The 21,538-nt window shown below is 58.7% G+C and carries 23 protein-coding genes; 13 read left to right on the forward strand and 10 right to left on the reverse strand.

Translation table 11 applies throughout. The features are described from left to right. Nucleotides 1-37: 37 nt before the first annotated feature. The 4 genes from cobU (at nt 38) to QQL78_RS13560 (ending at nt 3,480) form a co-directional block, all read left to right on the forward strand. The gene (gene cobU, locus QQL78_RS13545; RefSeq protein ID WP_284374246.1) at nt 38-559 is read left to right on the forward strand and encodes a bifunctional adenosylcobinamide kinase/adenosylcobinamide-phosphate guanylyltransferase; all 522 of its coding nucleotides are present in this window, start codon (nt 38-40) and stop codon (nt 557-559) included. Beyond that, nucleotides 556-1,134, forward strand: a complete 579-nt coding sequence (locus QQL78_RS13550; protein WP_284374248.1) for a histidine phosphatase family protein — start codon at nt 556-558, stop codon at nt 1,132-1,134. The genes cobU and QQL78_RS13550 overlap by 4 nt, the downstream gene beginning before the upstream one ends. 60 nt (nt 1,135-1,194) lie before the next feature. Beyond that, nucleotides 1,195-1,878: a glutathione S-transferase gene (locus tag QQL78_RS13555; protein ID WP_284374250.1), complete on the forward strand. Its 684-nt coding sequence runs from the start codon at nt 1,195-1,197 to the stop codon at nt 1,876-1,878. 87 nt (nt 1,879-1,965) lie between these two features. After that, nucleotides 1,966-3,480: a YifB family Mg chelatase-like AAA ATPase gene (locus QQL78_RS13560; RefSeq protein ID WP_284374252.1), complete on the forward strand. Its 1,515-nt coding sequence runs from the start codon at nt 1,966-1,968 to the stop codon at nt 3,478-3,480. On the opposite strand, the gene QQL78_RS13565 is transcribed toward QQL78_RS13560, so the two are convergent. The 4 genes from QQL78_RS13565 to rsmI are packed head-to-tail and all read right to left on the reverse strand — an operon-like array spanning nt 3,446 to nt 6,651. Continuing rightward, a complete protein-coding gene (locus QQL78_RS13565) occupies nt 3,446-4,372 on the reverse strand; it encodes an alpha/beta hydrolase (protein ID WP_284374253.1) in 927 nt (308 codons plus the stop codon). The two genes, QQL78_RS13560 and QQL78_RS13565, sit on opposite strands and share 35 nt — an antisense overlap. Then, nucleotides 4,369-5,304: a glutathione synthase gene (gshB, locus tag QQL78_RS13570; RefSeq protein ID WP_284374255.1), complete on the reverse strand. Its 936-nt coding sequence runs from the start codon at nt 5,302-5,304 to the stop codon at nt 4,369-4,371. The genes QQL78_RS13565 and gshB overlap by 4 nt, the downstream gene beginning before the upstream one ends. Nucleotides 5,305-5,362: 58 nt before the next feature. Continuing rightward, the gene (locus QQL78_RS13575) at nt 5,363-5,743 is read right to left on the reverse strand and encodes a YraN family protein (protein WP_284374256.1); all 381 of its coding nucleotides are present in this window, start codon (nt 5,741-5,743) and stop codon (nt 5,363-5,365) included. Between the two features lie 50 nt (nt 5,744-5,793). Continuing rightward, nucleotides 5,794-6,651, reverse strand: a complete 858-nt coding sequence (gene rsmI / locus QQL78_RS13580; protein ID WP_284374258.1) for a 16S rRNA (cytidine(1402)-2'-O)-methyltransferase — start codon at nt 6,649-6,651, stop codon at nt 5,794-5,796. Nucleotides 6,652-6,737: 86 nt separating this feature from the next. Between rsmI and QQL78_RS13585 the strand changes: the two genes are divergently transcribed. Beyond that, nucleotides 6,738-7,922: a penicillin-binding protein activator gene (locus tag QQL78_RS13585; protein WP_284374260.1), complete on the forward strand. Its 1,185-nt coding sequence runs from the start codon at nt 6,738-6,740 to the stop codon at nt 7,920-7,922. A gap of 2 nt (nt 7,923-7,924) precedes the next feature. Next, nucleotides 7,925-10,711, forward strand: a complete 2,787-nt coding sequence (locus QQL78_RS13590; RefSeq protein WP_284374262.1) for a [protein-PII] uridylyltransferase — start codon at nt 7,925-7,927, stop codon at nt 10,709-10,711. Nucleotides 10,712-10,745: 34 nt separating this feature from the next. On the opposite strand, the gene QQL78_RS13595 is transcribed toward QQL78_RS13590, so the two are convergent. Then, nucleotides 10,746-11,369 (reverse strand): LysE family translocator, encoded by a 624-nt coding sequence (locus QQL78_RS13595; RefSeq protein WP_284374264.1) that lies wholly within the window; start codon nt 11,367-11,369, stop codon nt 10,746-10,748. A 266-nt stretch (nt 11,370-11,635) separates the two neighbouring features. Between QQL78_RS13595 and murJ the strand changes: the two genes are divergently transcribed. Next, nucleotides 11,636-13,177 (forward strand): murein biosynthesis integral membrane protein MurJ, encoded by a 1,542-nt coding sequence (murJ, locus tag QQL78_RS13600; RefSeq protein WP_284374266.1) that lies wholly within the window; start codon nt 11,636-11,638, stop codon nt 13,175-13,177. Here murJ and QQL78_RS13605 read toward each other — a convergent pair. After that, the gene (locus QQL78_RS13605; protein WP_284374268.1) at nt 13,174-13,860 is read right to left on the reverse strand and encodes a rhomboid family intramembrane serine protease; all 687 of its coding nucleotides are present in this window, start codon (nt 13,858-13,860) and stop codon (nt 13,174-13,176) included. The two genes, murJ and QQL78_RS13605, sit on opposite strands and share 4 nt — an antisense overlap. A 74-nt stretch (nt 13,861-13,934) precedes the next feature. Between QQL78_RS13605 and trpS the strand changes: the two genes are divergently transcribed. The 5 genes from trpS (at nt 13,935) to QQL78_RS13630 (ending at nt 18,056) form a co-directional block, all read left to right on the forward strand. Further along, nucleotides 13,935-14,954 (forward strand): tryptophan--tRNA ligase, encoded by a 1,020-nt coding sequence (gene trpS, locus QQL78_RS13610; RefSeq protein ID WP_284374270.1) that lies wholly within the window; start codon nt 13,935-13,937, stop codon nt 14,952-14,954. Between the two features lie 130 nt (nt 14,955-15,084). Continuing rightward, nucleotides 15,085-15,567, forward strand: a complete 483-nt coding sequence (locus QQL78_RS13615; protein WP_284374272.1) for a VOC family protein — start codon at nt 15,085-15,087, stop codon at nt 15,565-15,567. 81 nt (nt 15,568-15,648) lie between these two features. Further along, entirely contained in the window at nt 15,649-16,755 is a 1,107-nt protein-coding gene (locus QQL78_RS13620; protein WP_284374274.1) for a class II histone deacetylase, read from the forward strand. A 3-nt stretch (nt 16,756-16,758) separates the two neighbouring features. Continuing rightward, nucleotides 16,759-17,337, forward strand: a complete 579-nt coding sequence (locus QQL78_RS13625; RefSeq protein ID WP_284374276.1) for a nitroreductase family protein — start codon at nt 16,759-16,761, stop codon at nt 17,335-17,337. After that, a complete protein-coding gene (locus QQL78_RS13630) occupies nt 17,322-18,056 on the forward strand; it encodes an EI24 domain-containing protein (RefSeq protein WP_284374278.1) in 735 nt (244 codons plus the stop codon). The genes QQL78_RS13625 and QQL78_RS13630 overlap by 16 nt, the downstream gene beginning before the upstream one ends. Here the strand turns inward: QQL78_RS13630 and QQL78_RS13635 are convergent. Together QQL78_RS13635 and mce are read right to left on the reverse strand one after the other, a co-directional pair. Further along, the gene (locus QQL78_RS13635; RefSeq protein WP_284374279.1) at nt 17,989-18,282 is read right to left on the reverse strand and encodes a DUF1467 family protein; all 294 of its coding nucleotides are present in this window, start codon (nt 18,280-18,282) and stop codon (nt 17,989-17,991) included. The genes QQL78_RS13630 and QQL78_RS13635 overlap by 68 nt on opposite strands. Nucleotides 18,283-18,285: 3 nt before the next feature. Continuing rightward, nucleotides 18,286-18,690 carry a methylmalonyl-CoA epimerase gene (mce, locus tag QQL78_RS13640; protein WP_284374281.1) on the reverse strand — a complete coding sequence of 135 codons (405 nt, stop codon included), beginning with the start codon at nt 18,688-18,690 and terminating at the stop codon, nt 18,286-18,288. Between the two features lie 129 nt (nt 18,691-18,819). Here mce and QQL78_RS13645 point away from each other — a divergent pair, with 129 nt between their 5' ends. Then, the gene (locus tag QQL78_RS13645; protein WP_284374283.1) at nt 18,820-19,539 is read left to right on the forward strand and encodes a response regulator; all 720 of its coding nucleotides are present in this window, start codon (nt 18,820-18,822) and stop codon (nt 19,537-19,539) included. A 25-nt stretch (nt 19,540-19,564) separates the two neighbouring features. Here QQL78_RS13645 and QQL78_RS13650 read toward each other — a convergent pair whose 3' ends face one another. Continuing rightward, complete coding sequence (locus QQL78_RS13650; RefSeq protein WP_284374285.1) at nt 19,565-20,290, reverse strand: GNAT family N-acetyltransferase; 726 nt, start codon at nt 20,288-20,290, stop codon at nt 19,565-19,567. A 71-nt stretch (nt 20,291-20,361) separates the two neighbouring features. Next, nucleotides 20,362-21,531 carry a DUF1501 domain-containing protein gene (locus QQL78_RS13655; RefSeq protein ID WP_386258294.1) on the reverse strand — a complete coding sequence of 390 codons (1,170 nt, stop codon included), beginning with the start codon at nt 21,529-21,531 and terminating at the stop codon, nt 20,362-20,364. Nucleotides 21,532-21,538 lie beyond the last annotated feature (7 nt).

The raw sequence follows: 21,538 nt of genomic DNA on the forward strand, positions 1-21,538 counted from the left end.
CGAACACCGCTTTCGGTTCCATAAAAGAGTGAAATAAATGCAGCCAAATGCCACGTTTGTTTTGGGAGGGGCCGCGTCCGGCAAGTCGCTTTGGGCCGAGGAATTGGTGAAATCTTACGCGCGGCCAATGACTTATCTGGCAACCGGACAGATCTTTGACGCCGAAGTCGCCGCAAAGGTCGAGGTTCACAAGAACCGGCGTGATGACCACTGGACAACGGTGGAGGAACCGCTTGACCTGACCGTCCCGCTGATAAATGCGCGGCCCGATCAGGTGATCCTGATTGATTGCGCCACCATGTGGCTGACCAACCATCTGATGGCGCAAAGTGATATGGTACAGGCCCAGACCACGCTAATCACCGCCCTGCGTAACTGTCCTGCCCCTTGGGTCATTGTATCCAATGAGGTGGGCCATGGGATTGTCCCCGAAAACGGCTTGGCGCGGCAGTTTCGCGAGGCACAAGGGCGGCTGAATATTGCACTGGCCGCCGAGGCAGATTTGGCCGTGCAGGTCATCGCGGGGCTGCCACAGGTGCTGAAAGGGACCTTGCCATGACGGTCTGGCACTGGGTGCGCCATGGGCCGACCCATGAAAAAACCTTTGTCGGCTGGCGCGATGTTCCTGCGGATCTGTCCGACACCGCACAGATTGAGCGGCTGCAAAACCATCTGCCGGAGGAGGCACTGGTAATCTCCTCTGATCTGATCCGATGTATTGCGACGGCTGATGCGCTGCAACAATCACGCCCCCGCCTGCCCCACCACCGCGATCTGCGCGAAATGCACTTCGGCCTTTGGGACGGGATGCATTTCAACGAGGTTGCCGCCCGCGATCCCGATCTGTCACGCGCCTATTGGGAAAACCCAGGGGATGTTGCGGCACCGGAAGGTGAAAGCTGGAACCAGACCGCTGCACGGGTCAACGCCGTGGTTGATGCGATGAACGCCGCCCATCCCGACACGCATATCATCGCTGTGGCGCATTTTGGTGTGATCCTGACGCAGGTGCAGCGTGCCTTGGGTGTCACGGCCCATGCGGCGATGGCCCATAAGATCGACAACCTTTCAGTAACCACTCTGGCCCATCAGACGGATCACTGGCAGGTAGAGACCATCAATCACCTTGTGTGATTACCCCCCACACAATTTATAATTTGCCCGAAAGCAGATTGCGCATTACCGGTTAACCCCATGACATATGACCTTTATATCGGCGATCGCACTTTCTCCAGCTGGTCCTTGCGGGGCTGGCTGATGATGGAAAAATTCAACCTGCCTTACCGTGCACATCTGGTCGGGCTTTACAGTGGCACGATGGCCGCGGACCTTGCGGAACTGGCCCCGGCCAGATTGGTCCCTGCCATGCGCACCCCCGAAGGCACGGTTGTTGGTGAATCCCTTGCCATGGCCGAAACCCTTGCCGAGCGGCACCCCGATGCCGGCATGTGGCCCACTGATCCCGCCGCCCGCGCCACCGCACGCTGGCTAGCCGCCGAAATGTGCGGCGGTTTTTCCGCGCTGCGCGGCACCTGCCCGATGCAATTGCAACATGTGATGCAGGGTTTCACCGTCACGCCGGAAGTTCAGGCCGACCTGGACCGCATCGAAACCCTGTGGGAACACGCCCGCACCTTGCGCACCAAGGACGGCCCATGGCTGTTTGGTGATTATTCTTTGGCGGATGCCTTTTATGCCCCCGTGGTGGCCCGCATCACCGGTTATGATCTGCCCGTGTCCGAAAATGCCAAAGCCTATTGCGCAACAACCCTGCAGGATCCCGCCTTCAAGGCATGGCGGGCAGAAGGGTTAAAGGTAACCTATGACCCCTTCCCCTACGACATGGGTGTGCCAACGCGAGACTGGCCCGTCACCTAGACAGGGTGGAAATTAACCCTTCTTAAACAATCCCTGCCTACCCCTGAACAAGGTTAACACCTGATTGGGGCAGGCAGGAGAAGTTACATGGTATCACGCGCCTATACAGTCGCGTTTCAAGGGGTCGAGGCCCGGATGGTCGAGGTGCAATGCGCCGTCACCCCCGGCCTGCCGGCGTTTTCTGTCGTTGGACTGCCCGACAAGGCCGTATCCGAAGCCCGCGACCGGGTGCGCACAGCCCTGAGTTCGATGGCGATTGCCCTGCCCTCCAAACGGATCACCATCAACCTCAGCCCCGCAAACCTGCTCAAGGAAGGCAGCCATTTCGACCTGCCCATCGCCTTTGCCCTGCTTGCCGCATTGGGCATTCTGCCCGATGACGTGACCCAATCTGTGGTTGCCTTGGGCGAGTTATCGCTGGATGGCACGTTGATCCCGGTTGTCGGGGCGCTGCCCGCCGCCATGACCGCCGCCGAACAGGGCCGCAGCCTGCTGTGCCCATATGGATCCGGGGCAGAGGCGGCATGGGTCGGCGACGCCGAAGTCATCGCCGCACGCACACTTGGCGATGTAGTGCGCCATTACACCGGCCAGAGCCCACTGCCCCCCGCCACACCGGGTGAGGTTACCCTTGGCCCGTCACATCGCGACCTGCGCGAGGTCAAAGGACAGGAACGCGCTAAACGCGCCTTGGAAATCGCCGCCGCCGGCCGTCACCACCTGATGTTTGTCGGCGCACCCGGATCGGGCAAAAGCATGTTGGCCGCCCGCCTGCCCAGCATCCTGCCCCCGCTCAGTGCGGCGGAGGCTTTGGAAACCTCAATGATCCATTCCCTTGCCGGGCTGCTGGATGAAGGCGGCATTTCACGGGCCCGCCCGTTTCGCGAACCGCATCACACCGCCTCGATGGCTGCGATCATCGGCGGCGGACGACAGGCGAAACCGGGTGAGGTCAGCCTTGCCCATAACGGCGTGTTGTTCATGGATGAATTCCCCGAATTTCCCCGCACAGTGCTGGAAACCTTGCGCCAGCCAATTGAGACCGGCGAAGTAATGATCGCCCGCGCCAACGCTCATGTGAAATACCCCTGTAAATTCATGCTGGTTGCTGCGGCAAATCCCTGTAAATGCGGTTACCTGTCTGACCCTGCCCGCGCCTGCGCCCGTGTCCCGCATTGCGGCGAGGATTATCTGGGCCGGATCTCTGGCCCGCTGATGGACCGCTTTGATCTGCGCGTGGATGTGCCCCCGGTGGCCTTTAGCGACCTTGATTTACCGGCGAACGGCGAGACTTCCGCTGAAGTCGCTGCCCGTGTTGCACAGGCCCGCAAGATCCAGCATGCACGGTTCGACGGGCTGCCCGGATTAAACGTCAATGCAGACGCGCAGGGCGATCTGTTGGAGGAAATAGCAACACCCGATCCCGAGGCACGGGCCTTGCTGACCAAAGTTGCAGAGCGGTTTCAACTCTCCGCCCGGGGCTATCACCGCGTCATCCGGGTAGCACGCACCATCGCCGATCTGGACGGATCCAAGGAGGTGCGCCGCCCTCATATCGCAGAAGCCGTCAGTTTTCGCCTGGCAGCACCTGTGTTTGCGTAATCCATTCCACCAGATCGTCCAATGTCTGACGCGCCTCGGGCAGGATATTGTGAAACAGCGGCCAGACATGCGGCAGATCACGCTGCACCTGCAAGGTCACCTCCACCCCATCATCCCGCAGCACCTGCGCCATTCGACGCCCGTCATCATAGAGGATTTCCGTATCTCCCACCGTGATCCAGACCGGCGGCACGCCTTCGAAACGACCAAACAACGGGCTGATCCGCGGGTCCGTCACCTCTGCACCACCCAGATACATCGCGCACATGTCATGCGCCCGTTCAGCGGGCAATACCGCCTCGGCTTTGGCGTTTTTCCCAAAGCTCTCACCGCTATAGGTCACATCCGTCAACGGGGAGAAACAGAATGTGCCGGCGGGCATCGGGGCATCCTCTTCCGCAAGCTGCCCCAAAAGGGACAGGGTCAAGGCACCCCCTGCGCTATCCCCACCGATCACAATTTTATCGGGTGAAATACCACTTTTCAGCAAGCTCTGCCAAGCCGTGCATATGTCGTCAAAAGCTGCCGGAAAGGGATGTTCCGGTGCCAGACGATAGCGTGGCAGGATCACCCGTGCCCCAAGCCGCCGGGCCATTTGCCCCGCCAGCGCGGAATAGGCCGTTGGGCTGCCAAAAACAAATCCGCCACCATGGACATAAAGCACCACCATGTCAGAGGTCAGCGCGCGCGGGGCCACCTCAAGCGCGTCTAAACGGTTATGCCCATGCTCCAAAACCTGCCACTGCATCCGGGTGCCGCGCGGTGCGTGGAAAAACAACCGCGCATGCATCTCCATCCGGCGGCGCAATTGCGCAGGATCTTTCGCCCGCGCCATCGCAGGTTTTTCAACCCACCTGAGCCAAGTGTTGAGCAATCCTGCCCTCAGGCTCATGTCAGACGCCCCTCAATCGCCTCCCAGATCTTGCCCGCGATATTCTCACCGTCAAACCGCTCCAACTCCTGAATGCCGGTGGGCGAGGTCACATTGATCTCTGTCAGATACTCACCAATCACATCAATTCCGACAAAAACCTGCCCCTTTTCCTTCAACAAAGGACCGATGGCGGCACAAATCTCCAGATCACGATCGGTCAGCCCCACCTTTTCCGGGCGCCCGCCTACGTGCATGTTGGACCGTGTTTCCCCCTTTGCCGGAATACGGTTGATCGCCCCCACAGCTTCGCCATCCACCAGAATGACTCGCTTGTCGCCTTTGGAAACAGCGGGCAGGAACTTCTGCACGATCAAGGGCTCACGGGAGAACCCGGTGAACAGCTCGTGCAAGGAGGTCAAATTCCTGTCCTCCGCATCCAGCCGGAAGACACCCGCCCCGCCATTGCCATAAAGGGGCTTCAGAATGACATCGCCATGCTTTTCCTTGAAAGCTTTGATGGTATCAAGGTCACGTGCAATTGTTGTCGGTGGCGTCAAATCAGGGAAATCCAGCACCATCAGTTTTTCAGGATAGTTACGTACCCAAAACGGATCATTCACCACCAGCGCCTGACCTTTAAGCCGGTCCAGCAGATGGGTCGAGGTGATGTAATGCATATCGAACGGTGGATCCTGCCGCAGCCAGATCACATCGAAATCCGCCAAATTTACCTCAACTTCCGGGCCAAGCTCCGCGTGATCCCCTTGGACACGCTGCACCGTAAAATCATGGCCCCGGGCGGTGATACGCCCTTCCTGATAGGCCAGTTTGTCGGGCGAATAGAAAAACAGGCTGTGCCCGCGCAGCTGCGCTTCTTCAGCAAGACGGAAACTGCTGTCGGCGTTGATGTCTACATCCCCAATGGGGTCCATCTGAAAGGCGATTTTCATGGGTCTATCCTTGCTACACCCCCTTTAGATGGCGCAGCAACCGGACAGGTGCAATGGGTCAGCCGTGACCAAAAGCGTTTTCGATGATCTGCAGATCGCCCCGACCATCAACCAAAGCCACGTCAAAACGCACATCCGTCAGACTGCCCAGCGGCTCTGTGCCCAAAAACTCCTCGGCAGAGGCATAGATCCTTTGCATCTGGCGCGGTGACAGGCTTTTCGCTGCACGGGCCAAATTTCGGCTTTTCTTCACCTCAACAAAAATCAATCCGTTGCCATCGCGCAGGATCAGATCAATTTCACCACCCGCGCCGCGCCATCTGCGCCGCGCAATGGCGAAACCGCGCCGTTCATAATCCTGTGCAATCCGCAATTCCGCCGCAAGCCCGGCATGATAGGCCATACGCCCCCGGTGATGTCTCGCATTTGCAACAGCCATGGTCCCTGCCATCCTATCTTGGTTTCCCAACTGTATCCTTGGTTCCCCCGCTAAGCCTTATCCAGCGCCAGCGCGATCTGGTAAACTTTACGGCGGGGCAAATCATGCGCCTGTGAAACCATATCAGCCGCATCACGCACCGACATTTCCTTCAAAGCGGCACGTAGGCTTTCTTCTATGTCAACTTGATTAACAGATTCTAAATGCCCACGGTCCACCAGCACTACAATCTCACCTTTCGGGGCATTTTTCTCATAAATCCGCGACAGTTCTTCCAAAGATCCCCGACGCAGCTCTTCAAATTTCTTGGTCAGCTCACGGCAAACAGCAGCAGAGCGCCCTGCCCCTAAAACCGTGGCGGCATCGCGCAGCATGGCCCCCAAGCGTTTCGGAGATTCGTAAAAAACCAAGGTGCCTGCAACATCCTTCAGTTTTTCCAGTGCCGTTGATCGCGCGGCCATTGAATTGGGTAAAAATCCGGCAAAAAAGAACGCATCTGTCGGCAAACCGCCCAATGCTAATGCGGTCAGCACCGCCGAAGGTCCCGGCGCGCAGGTCAGATTGATCTCTTCCTTTACCGCCAGCCGGGACAACTCGAATCCCGGATCCGCAATCAAAGGCATGCCTGCTTCCGAAGCATAGGCAACCGACCGCCCTTCTTTCACCGCCGCCACCAGCCGCGCTGCGACTCCATCGCCACTATGATCATGCAACGCCACAATCCGCCGGTCGCGCAAAGGGACACCATGAATGTCCATCAGCTTACGCAGGGATCGCGTATCCTCCGCCGCCAGCACATCCGCAGAAGCCAGCACATCAAGCGCCCGCAGGGTGATATCACGCGCCGTACCAATCGGCACGCCGACAAAGTATAAACCCGCCGCCAAGGGCACCATTTGGTAATTCACGCTGGACCCGCCTTTCGCACCGTCTATGATCACGCCCAAGTGATGCGAAGCGCCTGCATCCGTCAGACTTTGGGGAGTGAGTACCGATGATTGCCTTTTTAAACGCCAGCCGCAAGAAGCTGCGGTTGCTGATGTTACCTTTTGCCGCCCTTATGTTGGCAGCCTGTGATCCCGCTGCGGTTGGGTCCCTTGCCACGGGAGGCGGCGTTAAGATCGACGCCAACGCACCTGTGCCCGTCGCCCTGCTGATTCCGCGCGGCGGATCGCAAAGCGATAACTTGCTGGCCAAGAACCTTGAAAACGCGGCCCGCCTGGCGATCCGTGATCTGGATGGCGTCAAGATCGACCTGCGGGTTTACGGCACCGCTGGCAATGCCGGCACTGCGGCAAACATGGCTGCACAGGCGGTCAACGATGGTGCCAAGATCATTCTGGGCCCGGTTTACGGCGAATCGGCAAATGCGGCAGGTGTTGCTGTGGCAGCGCAGGGCGTGAACGTCCTGTCCTTCTCCAACAACCCCACAATCGCGGGGGGCAATGTTTTTGTTCTGGGTCAGACCTTCGCAAATACTGCAAATCGGCTGGTGGGCTATGCCAAACGCAGTGGTAAAGACCGCATTGTTGTGCTGCATGCCAGCGATGTTGCTGGGCAGTTGGGCCGCAACGCGATTCAGCAGGCCATTTCGGCAAATGGGGCAACCCTGGCCGGAACCGTCGACTATGCGCTGAGCCAGGAATCCGTTGTTGCCGCCGTCCCTCGCGTCAAGGCAGCAGTTGATTCAACCGGTGCAAACGCGCTGTTCCTGACAACCTCTTCTGCCTCGGCCTTGCCGTTGTTTGCACAGCTTTTGCCTGAGGCCGGTATCAACTCTGCATCATCGCAGTATATCGGCCTGACACGCTGGGACATTCCCAAACAGACGCTGGACCTGCCCGGTGTTCAAGGCGGCTGGTTTGCCAAACCAGACCCTGCTGCGACCAATGCCTTCAACCAGAAATACAGCGCTGCCTATGGTGCGGCACCACATCCGCTTGCCGGTCTTGCCTTTGACGGAATCGCAGCCGTGGGGGCACTGGCGAAATCCGGCAAGTCCACCGCGCTGACCGGGGCGTCACTGACACAGGGGGCAGGCTTCCGCGGGGCGACCGGCATTTTCCGCCTGCGCCGCGATGGCACCAATGAGCGCGGCCTTGCGGTGGCAACCATCCGCAACCAGTCGGTTGTGATCCTTGAGGCTGCACCACGGGCCTTTGGCGGAGCTGGTTTCTAAACTTGGCCGACCCAACACCCTTGCAAGAAAAATCAGGCGTGGCCGCTGTGCCGCGCCTGATTTGCCCACCGGAGGTTATTTTCGACAGCCTCGCAATCGACGCGGCACTAAAAGAGGCCTGCGGTGATCTATCCCCACAGGAACAACGCGCCGCCGCTGTAAAAACCCTGCGAGAGGCCCAAAAGGCCGGACGCGCGGTGATCGCAGACAGCTTTGCCGCCGCACCTTTTGACGCCCGCCCGATGACCCGTGCCTATACCTATCTGACCGACCAGCTGGTACGCAGTGCCCTGGCCTTCTCGACAGAGGTGCTGCATCCCAAACCAAACCCAACCGAGGGAGAACGCCTCTCTGTCATCGGGGTTGGCGGCTATGGGCGCGGCGAAATGGCGCCGTTTTCCGATGTCGATCTGCTGTTCCTGATTCCCTATAAGGCCACCGCCTGGTCCGAAAGCGTGATCGAAAGCATGCTCTATATGCTCTGGGACCTGAAGCTGAAGGTCGGCCATGCGACCCGCACCGTGCAGGAATGTGTGCGCTTGGGAGGCGAGGACTTCACCATTCAGACCGCCTTGCTGGAACATCGGTTTATCACCGGTGATACCGGCCTTGAGGCCGAATTGGTGCAGGCGCTGGAGACCCAGCTTTTCTCGGGCAATGGCCATGACTTTATCGAGGCCAAGCTGGAAGAACGCGACCGCCGTCACGAAAAGCAAGGCCAGCGCTATGTGGTGGAGCCAAACGTCAAAGAGGCCAAAGGTGGCCTGCGCGATCTGCATTCGCTGTTCTGGATCGCCAAATTTATCTACAAGGTGAATCATTCCTCCGAACTGGTTGGAAAAGGTGTGTTTCGCGCCGAGGAATACGCCACCTTCCGCGCCGCCGAGGATTTCCTCTGGGCGGTGCGCGGCCATTTGCACCTGCTGACCAACCGCGCCACCGAACAGCTGACCTTCGACATGCAGGTGCAGGTGGCCGAAGCGATGGGATATAAGGACACTGGCGGCAGACGCGGTGTAGAGGTGTTCATGCAGGCCTTCTTTCGCCATGCCACTGCCGTGGGTGATCTGACCCGGATTTTCCTGACCAATCTTGAGGCGATCCACGTCAAGGCAGAGCCGCTGCTGGAGCGCCTTTTCCGCCGTCGGCCCAAGATCAAAAAGGGATATATCGTGGTGCACAACCGCATCGCCATCCCTGACGAGGCCGCCTTTCTGTCTGACAAGCTGAACCTATTGCGCCTGTTCGAAGAAGCCCTGCGCACCGGCATGTTAATCCACCCGGATGCCATGCGGTTGGTCAAGGCGAACCTGCATTTGATTGACGCCGATCTGCGCACCAATCCCGAGGCACGGCGGATCTTTTTTGATCTGCTGTTGAAACATGGCAACCCCGAACGGGCACTGCGGCGGATGAACGAACTGGGCGTGCTTGGCGCCTTTATCCCCGAATTCGAACCCATCGTCGCGATGATGCAGTTCAACATGTACCACAGCTATACCGTGGACGAACATACGATCCAGACCATTGCCAACCTCGCGCGGATCGAGAAACACGAGCTGGAAGAAGAACTGCCTGTGGCCTCCTCCATCCTGTCGCGAGGAGTGAACCGTAAGGTGCTCTATACTGCCCTGCTCTTGCATGACATTGGCAAGGGCCGCCCAGAGGACCATTCGATTCTGGGGGCCAAGATTGCCCGTCAGGTGGCCCCGCGTCTGGGGCTGAAGCAGGAAGAGGTGGACACCGTTGAATGGCTGATCCGCTACCATCTGCTGATGTCGGACATGGCGCAGAAACGCGACATTGCCGATCCGCGCACCGTGCGCGATTTCGCCAAAGCGGTACAAACGGTAAAACGGCTTGATCTTCTTTGTGTGCTGACGGTCTGTGATATTCGCGGGGTTGGACCAAACACATGGAACAACTGGAAAGCGGTGCTGATCCGCGGGCTGTACCGCCAGACCAAGCGGGCGCTTGAAACCGGATTGGAAGACCTGAACCGCGAGAACCGCGGTGCGGAAGCCAAAAAAGCGCTGCGTCTGGCGCTGTCAGACTGGCCGCGCAAGGATTTACAGATCGAAACCTCACGCCATTACGATCCCTATTGGCAGGGGTTGCATGTCACGGCCCATGTGGCTTTTGCCAATTTACTGCGCGGTATCGAAAACGAAGATGTGCGCATTGACCTGCACCCGGACGAAGACCGCGACGCCACCCGCGCAAGCTTTGTCATGCCCGACCATCCGGGCATCTTTTCACGCCTTGCCGGTGCCCTTGCTCTGGTCGGGGCCAATGTGGTGGATGCACGCAGCTATACCACGAAAGACGGCTTTGTGACCGATGCCTTCTGGATTCAGGACGCCGAAGGCAATGCCTATGAATCCGCGCGCCTGCCGCGTCTGCGCCAGATGATCGAAAAGACCCTGCGCGGCGAAGTTGTCGCCCGCGATGCGCTGAAATCCCGGGACAAGATCAAGAAGCGCGAAAAAGCGTTTAAAGTACCGACGCATATCACCTTTGATAATGACGGATCCGAGATCTACACCATCATCGAGGTCGACACCCGTGACCGCCCTGGCCTGCTTTATGATCTGGCGCGCAGCCTGGCAGACAGCAACGTCTATATCGCCAATGCGGTCATCGCGACCTATGGCGAACAGGTGGTGGATACCTTTTACGTCAAGGATATGTTCGGGCTGAAATATTACACCGAAGGCAAACAACGCACGCTGGAAAAACGTCTGCGTCAAGCGATTGCAGAAGGGGTAGAGCGGGCTGAAGGATTGTAATTCGCGTCGTTCTTAATTGGCGGCTGATAAAACGTCAGTTGGACGGGACTGCTCTTAAACCTTTGATAACCATCGCAATCCCGACACCAGCAAGACCTATCCCGCTTAAAACATCGACATTCATCCACCGCGAGGTCGTGCGCCGGACAGTATGCATAGCAAGCATCGCATACCCAACGATCGAAAGCGCATCCATGATTACAAAAATCGCGCCGTAAACAATACTTTGTACAATGACGTTATGATCTGGCGAGATAAACGCCGGAAAAAGAGCCACAAAGAAAACGATTGCTTTCGGATTGGTCACACACGCGAAAAAGCCCGCCCAGAATGACGCTTTTCCTGTGGTTTGCCCCCCAGCCTTTGACTGCGAACCGGCATCCCTAAATGAGTGATAGGCCATGAACAGTATGAAAACGCCACCGGCGACCTGTAAAAACGGCAAAACCAGTGCCGACAATGCCATCAAAGCCGTCAAACTGCTGACAGCAACTGCGATATGCACCACGGTCCCCAAAGCATCCCCGGCAACCGTGACAAACATAGCGCGCTGCCCATATTTAATGGCCTGTGCTGATGCAAATGCAACAGATGGCCCAGGTGTCGCAACGAAGAAGAGTGTTGTGGTCAGAAAGGCTACGAACAGAAGATAGTCCACAATTTCAATGTCCCATGATGCTCCGAGAGGTCGGCAGCTTTGATGCAAAATACTTGCGCCCAGAGTTTTCTGCAACGCGCAAAGTCGAGATCAAACTGTTTCAGACAGCTTACCAGAAGATTGCGATATGGTCGTTTGTAAGACGCGCATCTGACAATACCACAAGCCACCCAGCTTGTTGACTTTGCCTTCACCACCGTGATCCAGATTGCACCAGAACCTGCCACAGGATAAGCCTGCCTTAACTCTATGGCTGAAAGAACCCGATGAAACCCATCCGACTCATGTCAGGCTTTTTCACTGTTGGCTTCTGGACCCTGCTCAGCCGTGTTTTGGGCTTCCTGCGGGAGGCGCTGCTGATAGCGCTGATCGGTCCGGGCCCGGTGATGGACGCCTTTGTCGCAGCGTTTCGCCTGCCCAATATGTTCCGCCGGTTCTTTGCCGAGGGTGCGTTTAATGCCGCCTTTGTACCGATGTTCTCCAAGAAGCTGGAAGGTAGCGAAGACGCGAAAAGCTTTGCGCAGGAGGCCTTTAACGGGTTGGGTTTTGCCGTATTGATCCTTGTCGGCCTCGGCATGGTATTTATGCCCGCCTTCGTCTGGTTGACCGCCGAAGGGTTCGCGGGCGATGAACGTTTTGACCTGACCGTCGGTTATGGCCGCGTGGTCTTTCCCTATATCCTGTGCATGTCACTGGCGGCACTGTTTTCCGGCATCCTGAACGCCACCGGTCGGTTTGCTGTTGCGGCGGCTGCTCCTGTACTGCTGAACATCCTGCTGGTCGGGGCGATGGTTGTCGGGGCGCTGACCGGCGGGCCGATCATTACATGGCTGATCTGGGCAGTGCCGGTTGCAGGGGTGGCGCAGTTGGCGCTGACATGGCGGGCGGCGGCACAAGCCGGGTTTGCCCTGCGCCCGTCGCGCCCCCGCTGGTCGCCCGATATGAAAGCGATGGTGGTCATCGCCCTGCCCGCCGCCCTTGCCTCTGGTGTCATGCAGATCAATCTGGTGGTCGGACAGGTCGTCGCCAGCCAGTATGACAAGGCCGTGTCATGGCTGTTTGCCGCGGACCGGCTGTACCAATTGCCTCTCGGTGTGGTTGGCATTGCTGTCGGCATTGTCCTATTGCCCGATCTGTCACGCCGGCTGCGGGCAGGGGATGACACAGGTGCACGCATCGCCCTTAGCCGCGCGGGGGAAATTGCGCTGGCGCTCACCATCCCCTCTGCCGTGGCCCTGATGGTTGTCCCGCAAACACTGGTGTCAGTGCTGTTTGAACGTGGCGCATCCGATGTCGATGACACCGCCGCCATTGCCGCCGCCGTCGCGGTTTACGGGCTAGGCCTGCCTGCCTTTGTGCTGCAAAAAGTCCTGCAACCGATCTATTTCGCCCGCGAGGACACCCGTCGCCCGTTCCACTTTGCGCTTGTGTCGATGGTGGTGAACATCGCCCTTGCCGTCGGCCTTGCGCCTTTCATCGGCTGGATCGCCCCCGCCATCGCCACCACTTTTGCGGGCTGGGCCATGGTGCTTTGCCTCTTCATCGGTGCGCGAAAATATGGCGAGGCGGCACGGTTTGACGACCGGTTCCGCAAACGCATCTGGCGGATCATCGCGGCGTCCCTTGTGATGGGTATGGCTTTGGTATTGGGCAATACCTTGTTGGAAGCCTTACTGAACACGCCATGGTGGCGCGGTCTGGGGCTGGCCTTGCTGATTGGCATCGGTGCGGTCAGTTATTTTGGTGTGGGCCAGATGTTCGGGGCTTTCCGACTGGCCGAGTTCAAAGCGGCGATGCGGCGCAGTTAACGCCGCCGCATCATATCCACGATCCGCACCCATTCACCCGGTACCATAACAAAACACAGACCAAAGCCCAAGAAGAAGCCGATCAATTCGGCCACCCATTGTGTGCCCACCTCAAAGAACACGCCCCAAAACAGCTGAATGCCCATCAGGAGTGCAATCAGTGTGAAGGCGCGATATTGCTGCGCACCAGTGCCGGCCAGTTGCCGCCACATCACAAAGGAATAACCGCCGATCAGCCCGTAAACGCTGGGGTAGGCCCCGACCATCCACGCCGGATCATCCAGCAACAGCCCGTATAGAACCGCCCCGCCCGCCCCCGCGAGGATAAAAATCACTGCAAAAGTCAGCGGCCCCATCGCCTCGGCCACCAGTTTGCCAAGTGCCAAAAGCAACACCATGGCAAACAGCGCATGGGTGAACCCCAGATGAATAAACGGATAGGTGAAGGCCCGCATGGCATCTGTCAGCGGCCATCGCCCGTTCGCCACCATCCAATCAAAGATCTGCCCCGAAAAGCCGAAGTCACGGATCAGGCCCAGCCGCCAGCCCACGGCACCGGGTCCGCCGATGATCCCCGCCTCACCCAGTGACAGACCCGCCTCAACCCCCGCAATCGCCAGAAAGGTCAGGGTAACGATGGGCGGCAGGGGATTTACCGGTGGCTGGAATTCAGGGTCTTGCATGGCCGCTCCTTGACGCGATGAAGCCATAGAGTTACGCCGCAAGCATCCGTTAATCCACCCCTCGAGGTCCGCATATGCCCGACACCCAATTTACCCCCCGCGTTTTCTCTGGCATCCAGCCATCCGGCGGTCTGACGCTGGGCAATTATCTGGGCGCGATCAAACGGTTCGTGTCAATGCAGGAGGAAGACTACGAGACGGTTTTCTGCATGGTTGATCTGCATGCGATCACCGCGAAATTTCTTGACCCCAAGACGCTGGCCCATAACACCCGCGAATTGGCAGCAGGCTTTATTGCCTCGGGTATTGATCCGGCAAAATCCATTCTCATCAATCAGTCGCAGGTGCCGGAACATGCGCAGCTGGCGTGGATTTTCAACTGCGTCGCGCGAATGGGATGGATGGGTCGCATGACCCAATGGAAGGACAAGGCGGGAAAGAATGCCGAAGCTGCGTCTTTGGGCCTGTTTGCCTATCCTGCCCTGATGGCAGCGGATATTCTGATCTATCACGCCACCCATGTGCCTGTGGGGGACGACCAGAAACAGCATCTTGAACTAACACGCGACATTGCCGCCAAATTCAACCATGACTACGGGGTTGATTTCTTTCCCATCACCGAACCGGTGATCGAAGGGGCCGCAACCCGCGTGATGTCGCTTCGCGATGGATCCAAGAAGATGTCCAAGTCCGATCCCTCCGATGCCAGCCGCATCAACATGACCGATGACGCTGATGCAATTGCCAAGAAGATCCGCAAAGCCAAGACCGATCCAGATGCCCTGCCCTCCGAAGTGGCCGGGTTGGAAGGGCGGCCGGATGCGCGCAATCTGGTGAACATCTACGCGGCCCTGAACGAGCAATCGGTGGAAGAGGTTCTGCGCGATGTCGGCGGACAGCAGTTCGGTACGTTCAAACCGGCATTGGCCGAGCTTGCAGTCTCCAAACTGGCACCAATCTCGACCGAAATGGCCCGCCTGATGGCAGAGCCGGACGAGATTGACCGCATCCTCAAGAAAGGCTCCGAGCAGGCGCGCGAGATCACCGCACCGATCCTTAAAAAGACCTATGAAATAGTCGGCATGGTCGGCTGAAGAAACTGCCTGGGGGCATGCGCCGCGTGCCCCCTTTCGCAACCGTCTGCACAGGTGACCTGCGTTCGCAGAGGTTGCAAAACATCATACAACCTCGCAGGTTATGGTCATCCCAACACAGGCGAGCCCCATGACCCATCCACATCCTTCTGTCGGCCATATCCACTTGCGCGTCGCCGACCTTGAGCGCGCGATTGCCTTTTACCGGGATATCCTTGGCTTTGAGCTTACTCAGCGTTTTGGCACCTCGGCGGCCTTTCTCGGCGCGGGCGGCTATCACCATCACATTGGCCTGAACACATGGGACAGCGCCGGGGCCACACCACCACCCGCCGGGCATACCGGTCTTTATCATGCCGCTTTCCTCTACCCGGATCGCGCATCTCTGGGGGCCGTTATCAAACAAGTGCTGGCGGCAGGTATCACACTGGATGGTGCTGCGGATCATGGCGTGAGCGAAGCGGTCTATCTGCGCGACCCCGACGGCAACGGGGTTGAACTTTATCGCGACCGCGCCCCGCAAGACTGGCCACGGGATGTGGAAGGCGGGCTGCAAATGGTGAACACCCCGCTTGACGTCGACGCGCTGATTGCAGAGGCGGCAACACCCTAACGCAAAAGCACAATCCGGCCTGCCCCATGGACAATCCTTCCGGTCTGATACAGGTTCACGCCGATCAAAAGGAGCATCACCATGGCCACAGGATTTTTCTGGGATGAAAGCTGTTTCTGGCACGCAGGCGGCAACTATGCCTTCACCATCCCTTTCGGTGGCTTGGTCCAACCACTTGCGGCAGGTGGCATTCCCGAAAATCCCGAGACCAAACGGCGGTTGAAGAACCTGATGGATGTAACGGGCCTGACGTCAGAACTGGCTGCGCAATCCGCACCCAATGCCACCCGCGAGATGCTGGAGCGGGTGCATCCCGCCTCTTACCTTGACGCATTCAAGGCCGCGTCTGACGCCGGTGGCGGCGAGATGGGCCCGAACGTGCCATTCGCTCGGGGCGGTTATGAAATTGCGACCCTCTCTGCGGGATTGACCGTTGCGGCGGTGGATGCCGTCGCCAGTGGCGCGTTGGAAAACGCCTACGCCCTTAGCCGTCCGCCGGGCCATCACTGTGAACCCGAAAAACCGATGGGCTTCTGCCTGCTGGCCAATATCGCCATCGCCATTGAAGCGGCCAAGGCCAAGGGGCTGGTGGCGCGCGTGGCGGTGCTGGACTGGGATGTGCATCACGGCAATGGCACCGAAACCATATTTTATGACCGTGATGACGTGCTTACCCTCTCTCTGCATCAGGAGGGAAACTATCCTTTGACCACCGGCGGGCTGGACGACCGGGGCAGCGGGGCCGGCACGGGATACAACATCAACCTGCCGATGCATGCGGGCTCCGGGCACACCGCCTATCTGCATGCGCTGGACCGTGTTGTCATCCCCGCGCTTGAGGCGTTCAAGCCCGATATGATCATCGTCGCCTGCGGTTATGATGCGGCAATCATTGACCCGCTGGCCCGGATGCAGGCCACTGCCGAAACCTTTGGCGCGATGACCCAAAAGATCAAGGAAACCGCCAAACGTCTATGTGAGGGCAAGCTGGTGCTTGTCCATGAGGGCGGCTATTCCGAAGTTTACGTCCCCTTCTGCGGACATGCCACAATTGCCGCCCTGTCAGGCAGCAGTATTGATGCGCCAGACCCATTGGCCATCGCCCTGAACACCCGCCAGCCTTCGCCAGCTTTTGATCTTTTCCTACGCCAGTCGATTGATGACATGGCCCAAAAACTGGACCTGTAAGCTATGCTCGAAAAGAACCCAGACGCCCTGAAGTTTCTGCAAACCCGCCGCTCGCGACCTGCCAAGACACTGGCCCTGCCGGTGCCTGACCGCGACGCCTTGCTGCCGCTGTTGACCGCTGCTGCCCGCACCCCTGATCACGGAAAACTGGAGCCTTGGCGCTTTATTGTGGTGGAAAAACCCGCCATGGCGCGGCTGGCCGATATTGCAGAGGCCCGCGGCCGTGCCCTTGGGCTGGACGCAGAACAGGTCGCCAAGGGACGGGGGCAGTTTGATCAGGGCAACCTGGCCGTTGTTGTCGTCGAGGTGCAAAAACCCTCGGCCAAAGTGCCCGCGATCGAACAAAGCTATTCCGCTGGTGCGGTCTGCCTTGCGCTGGTCAATGCAGCACTTGCCTCCGGCTGGGGTGCGAACTGGCTCAGCGGCTGGCCATCACACGACCGCGGTTTCATGACCGAAGCCTTTGACCTTGCGGAACACGAACGCATTGCCGGTCTGATCCACATCGGCACGGAAACCTCTGTACCGCCAGACCGCCCCCGCCCGGAGATTTCAGAAATCACAACATGGCTTTCCAAATGATCTTTCGCGCCTTCCTGCTGGCCCTTGGTCAACTGTCCGACCCGCGTTTTCGCCGCGTGTTTTTCATCGGCATTGCACTGGCGCTGGCCCTGCTGGTCGGGTTTACCGCCCTCTTTACCGGCTTCATCAACTGGCTGACCCCCGAAGAGGTCTGGCTGCCGATCCTCGGCGAAGTCCGTTGGGTCAGTGATCTGGTGTCCTGGGGGGCCGCGTTTCTGCTGATGTTCCTGTCGGTCTTTCTGATGATTCCGGTTGCCTCTGCCATCACGTCGATGTTTCTGGACGATGTAGCAGAGGCTGTGGAATCCGAACATTATCCCCAACTTCCACCGTCCACCCCCGTGCCCTTTGGTGACGCACTGCGCGATACGGTGAATTTTCTGGGCGTGCTGATCGGGGTGAATATCCTTGCGATTGTGCTTTATCTGCTGTTCGCCCCGGCAGCCTTGTTCATCTTCTGGGGAGTAAACGGCTTCCTGTTGGGGCGGGAGTATTTCACCATGGTTGCAATCCGCCACGTTGGCCGCGCGCAGGCAAAGAAATTGCGCCGTCAGTTCATCGGCACGATCTGGCTGGCCGGTGTCCTGATGGCCATGCCGCTTTCGATTCCACTGCTAAACCTGATCATCCCGATTCTGGGTGCGGCGACCTTTACCCATCTATTTCACGCCCTGACCACGCGCCCGCCCGAAACAGGCTCTCTACATCATCCACAGTGATCCACCCGGACAGGATAATCGTCGCCACGATGCCCCAGATCACCAGAGCCACAAGCGTGGTCCAAAACGCCTTTTTACGCAAATGGTGATGTTCGGGTGATCCCGCATGGGTGCCCGGCACGACATCGCCCAGATCACCTTGGGTCTGCACACGGATTGGCAATGCGATCAGAAAAACCATTGACCAGATCACCGCAAACAGGACCAGCCCCGATACAATACCCATGGTTTATACCTGCTCCAGCTCGACAAGCGCGCCGTTGAAATCCTTGGGGTGCAGGAACAACACCGGTTTGCCATGGGCACCAATTTTGGGTTCGCCATTGCCCAGCACACGTGCGCCGGTTGATTTCAGATGGTCGCGCGCCGCAATGATATCGTCGACTTCGTAGCAGATGTGGTGAATGCCGCCTGAAGGGTTCTTTTCAAGGAACCCGTTAATCGGGCTGTCATCGCCAAGTGGATACAACAACTCAATTTTGGTGTTCGGCAGTTCGATGAAAATGACGGTGACCCCATGATCCGGCTCATCCTGCGCCGGTCCCACATTTGCCCCCAGTGCGTTGCGGTATTGATCTGCTGCGGCTTCAAGGTCGGGCACAGCAATGGCCACATGGTTCAGACGTCCGATCATCTTCTCTTCCTTCAAATTGGCACGGTAGCGGCGTTTATGGCCGCAAGAAAGATGAAGGGCAATGCGTCATGTTAACCTGCTGTTAGCGACCAATGGGTAACCATAAAGCCGGATCAGCTGGAGGCTATCATGGACACAACAGACCCTTTTGCCGCAAACATTCCCACCCCCACGTCGGCCCGCCCTCTGTTGGGTCTGACGGTTCTGGTGGTCGAGGACAGCCGATACGCCTGCGAGGCGCTGCGCCTATTGTGTCTGCGGTCCGGTGCGCGGATCAGACGGGCCGATTGCCTGCGCTCTGCCCGGCGTCACTTTCGGGTCTACCGGCCCTCTGTGGTACTGGTGGATCTGGGTCTGCCTGATGGTGACGGCACCGATCTGATCATGGAGTTGCACGAGGCTGTGCCAAGGGTCGATGGTATCCTGGCGATTTCCGGTGATCCCCATCTTGAGGCGGCTGCCCTCGCTGCGGGCGCGGACGGCTTTATGGAAAAACCCATTTTGTCGATTGGCGGGTTTCAGGAGAAAATCCTTGCCATGCTTCCCCCCGAACGGCGCCCTAAAGGCCCGCGTCAGGTGGATAACTCTGCCGTTGCACCCGACCGGCTGGCTTATCAGGATGACATGGCGCATATCGCGGATGTCCTTGATGAAGGGCTGAACGATCACACGCTTGATTACATCGCGCAGTTTCTTAGCGGGCTGGCCCGGTCCGCAGATGACCCTGCGCTGGAGGACGCTGCCAAGGCACTTGCCGAAAAACGGGCCATGGGCAAAACCGCCGCCTCTGAAACGGCGCAGATTGCTGGCCTAATCCAAACGCGACTGGCAGAAAAAATAGCGATTTAGGTCAGGGTCCAAATAGCTATGGAACCTATAATGACGGGTCGCTGGCGACCCGCACCAAACGGGTCAGATCGCCAAGGCGTTCACGTTGCTGCCCGTTTTCATCAAAATTCGCCGGGGCCAACCAGGCCTCAAAGGCTTCTTTCAGCGCCGGCCATTCACTGTCGATCACCGCAAACCATGCCGTGTCGCGGTTGCGCCCTTTGACAACATCTGCCTGACGAAACACCCCTTCAAAGCTGAAGCCCAACCGCTGCGCCGACCGGCGGGACGGCGCATTCAACGCATTACACTTCCACTCATAGCGGCGATACCCAGCCTCAAACGCCCATTTCATCATCAGATACATCGCTTCGGTCGAGGCACGGGTGCGCTGCAAGGCGGGGGCATAGCTGATATACCCAACCTCGATCGACCCTGCCTGCGGCGCGATACGCAAATAGCTGGCAACACCTTCCCAGTGACCGCTTTCAAGGTTGCGGATGGCGTAAAAGAACGGATCAACCGACCCTTCATGGTCCCTCACCCAGCGGTGATATTGCGAGGCCGAGGAAAACGGACCATTCGGCATATAATCCCAGACATCATCATGCCCGGCAAACTCCCGATACAATAGCGCTGCATGAGCCTCTGCTGACAGCGGGGCAAGTTCAACATATCGACCAGCAAGCACGTCACCCACAGGTGCGTCAGGCGCTGTCCAGTCGGGAACCTGCGCGCCAAGGGGGCGGGAATGTAACGTTTCGGTATTCATACCCGTACGTTAGGCGGAACGCCGCCGCACGCCAAGCCCTCAATCGCATGCGACCAACGGTGGTTTACCCGCTATTTCAACACTTTCGGATCGACCCCAAGGTCAAGCCCAGGGAACACCGCCTCTTCCAGCACCACACGATCAAGGCCCAGCAACCCCCGCATGATCCATGCCACCGGCGCACGGACATCGGCAGTCGGCATCAGGTCGCGTTCCTGATAAAGTGCATTTGTGGCCAATCCCGGCCATTGCCCATAGATTCGCCCACCACGGATCGCGCCACCAGCCATCACCATCACACCTGCGGTCCCATGATCCGTGCCGCCCGTGCCGTTTTCACGCGCTGTGCGGCCAAACTCGGTCAGGGCAACAACCGCTGTCTTTCCCCAGACATCTGCACCCAATCCCGAACGCAGCGACAAAAGCGTCTCTGACAACTGTCCCAAACTGCGCGGCAAGGTCCGCGCCTGCCGGCGGTGCGTGTCCCAGCCGCCCAGCGAAAACGCTGCGATCCGCGCATCTTCTTTCAACCGCGAGGCGACAAAATCTGCGATCTTACGATGTGGGCGCCCCTTGTTTTGCATCCGCCCTGTCTCTGCCGACAACATCTGCGCCTCGGCCAATGCAGCATGCAAGGCGGGGTCTTCCTCCATCACCAATTCGGCAAGGCGCATCGCCTGCGGGCTCAGCCCAAGCGTCGCGTCAGGGGCCCAATCCGCCACCGGGGCCGCCCCGTCCAGCACCCGTACATCATTGTTTCCAATGGCATAAGCTGTATCAGCGCGGATCCCCGGCACCTGTTGCAGCATCCGGTTCAACCAACCGTCCCGCACCCCGAGGTGCAGCCGCTCGGTGCCTGCTTCCAGTATATCCTGTCCGTCAAAATGGCTGCGTTTGTCGCGATAGGGTGTAGAAACCGAATGGAAAAAACCTAACTCCTCTGCCCGCCACAGCGACATCAACGGGGCCAGGGCCGGATGCAAGGTGAAATATCCGTCCAGATCCAATCCCGCATCTCCCGCAGCCAAGCTCGGGCGCAGCGATGCATAGGCCGGATCCCCAACCGGGCGCACCACATCCAGCCCGTCCATACCGCCACGCAGTATGATCACCACCAACCGTCTGTCCCAAGGGGCGCTGGCCAATGTCACCGGGGTCAGCAACGGGCTGGCTGCCAGCGAACACCCGATGACCCCTGCGCGGGTCAACAGTTGGCGTCTGGAAAGCCTGTCCTGCATCATCCCCCCC

This window comes from Sulfitobacter pacificus, from assembly GCF_030159975.1.
In the GTDB taxonomy this organism is placed as follows: domain Bacteria; phylum Pseudomonadota; class Alphaproteobacteria; order Rhodobacterales; family Rhodobacteraceae; genus Sulfitobacter; species Sulfitobacter pacificus.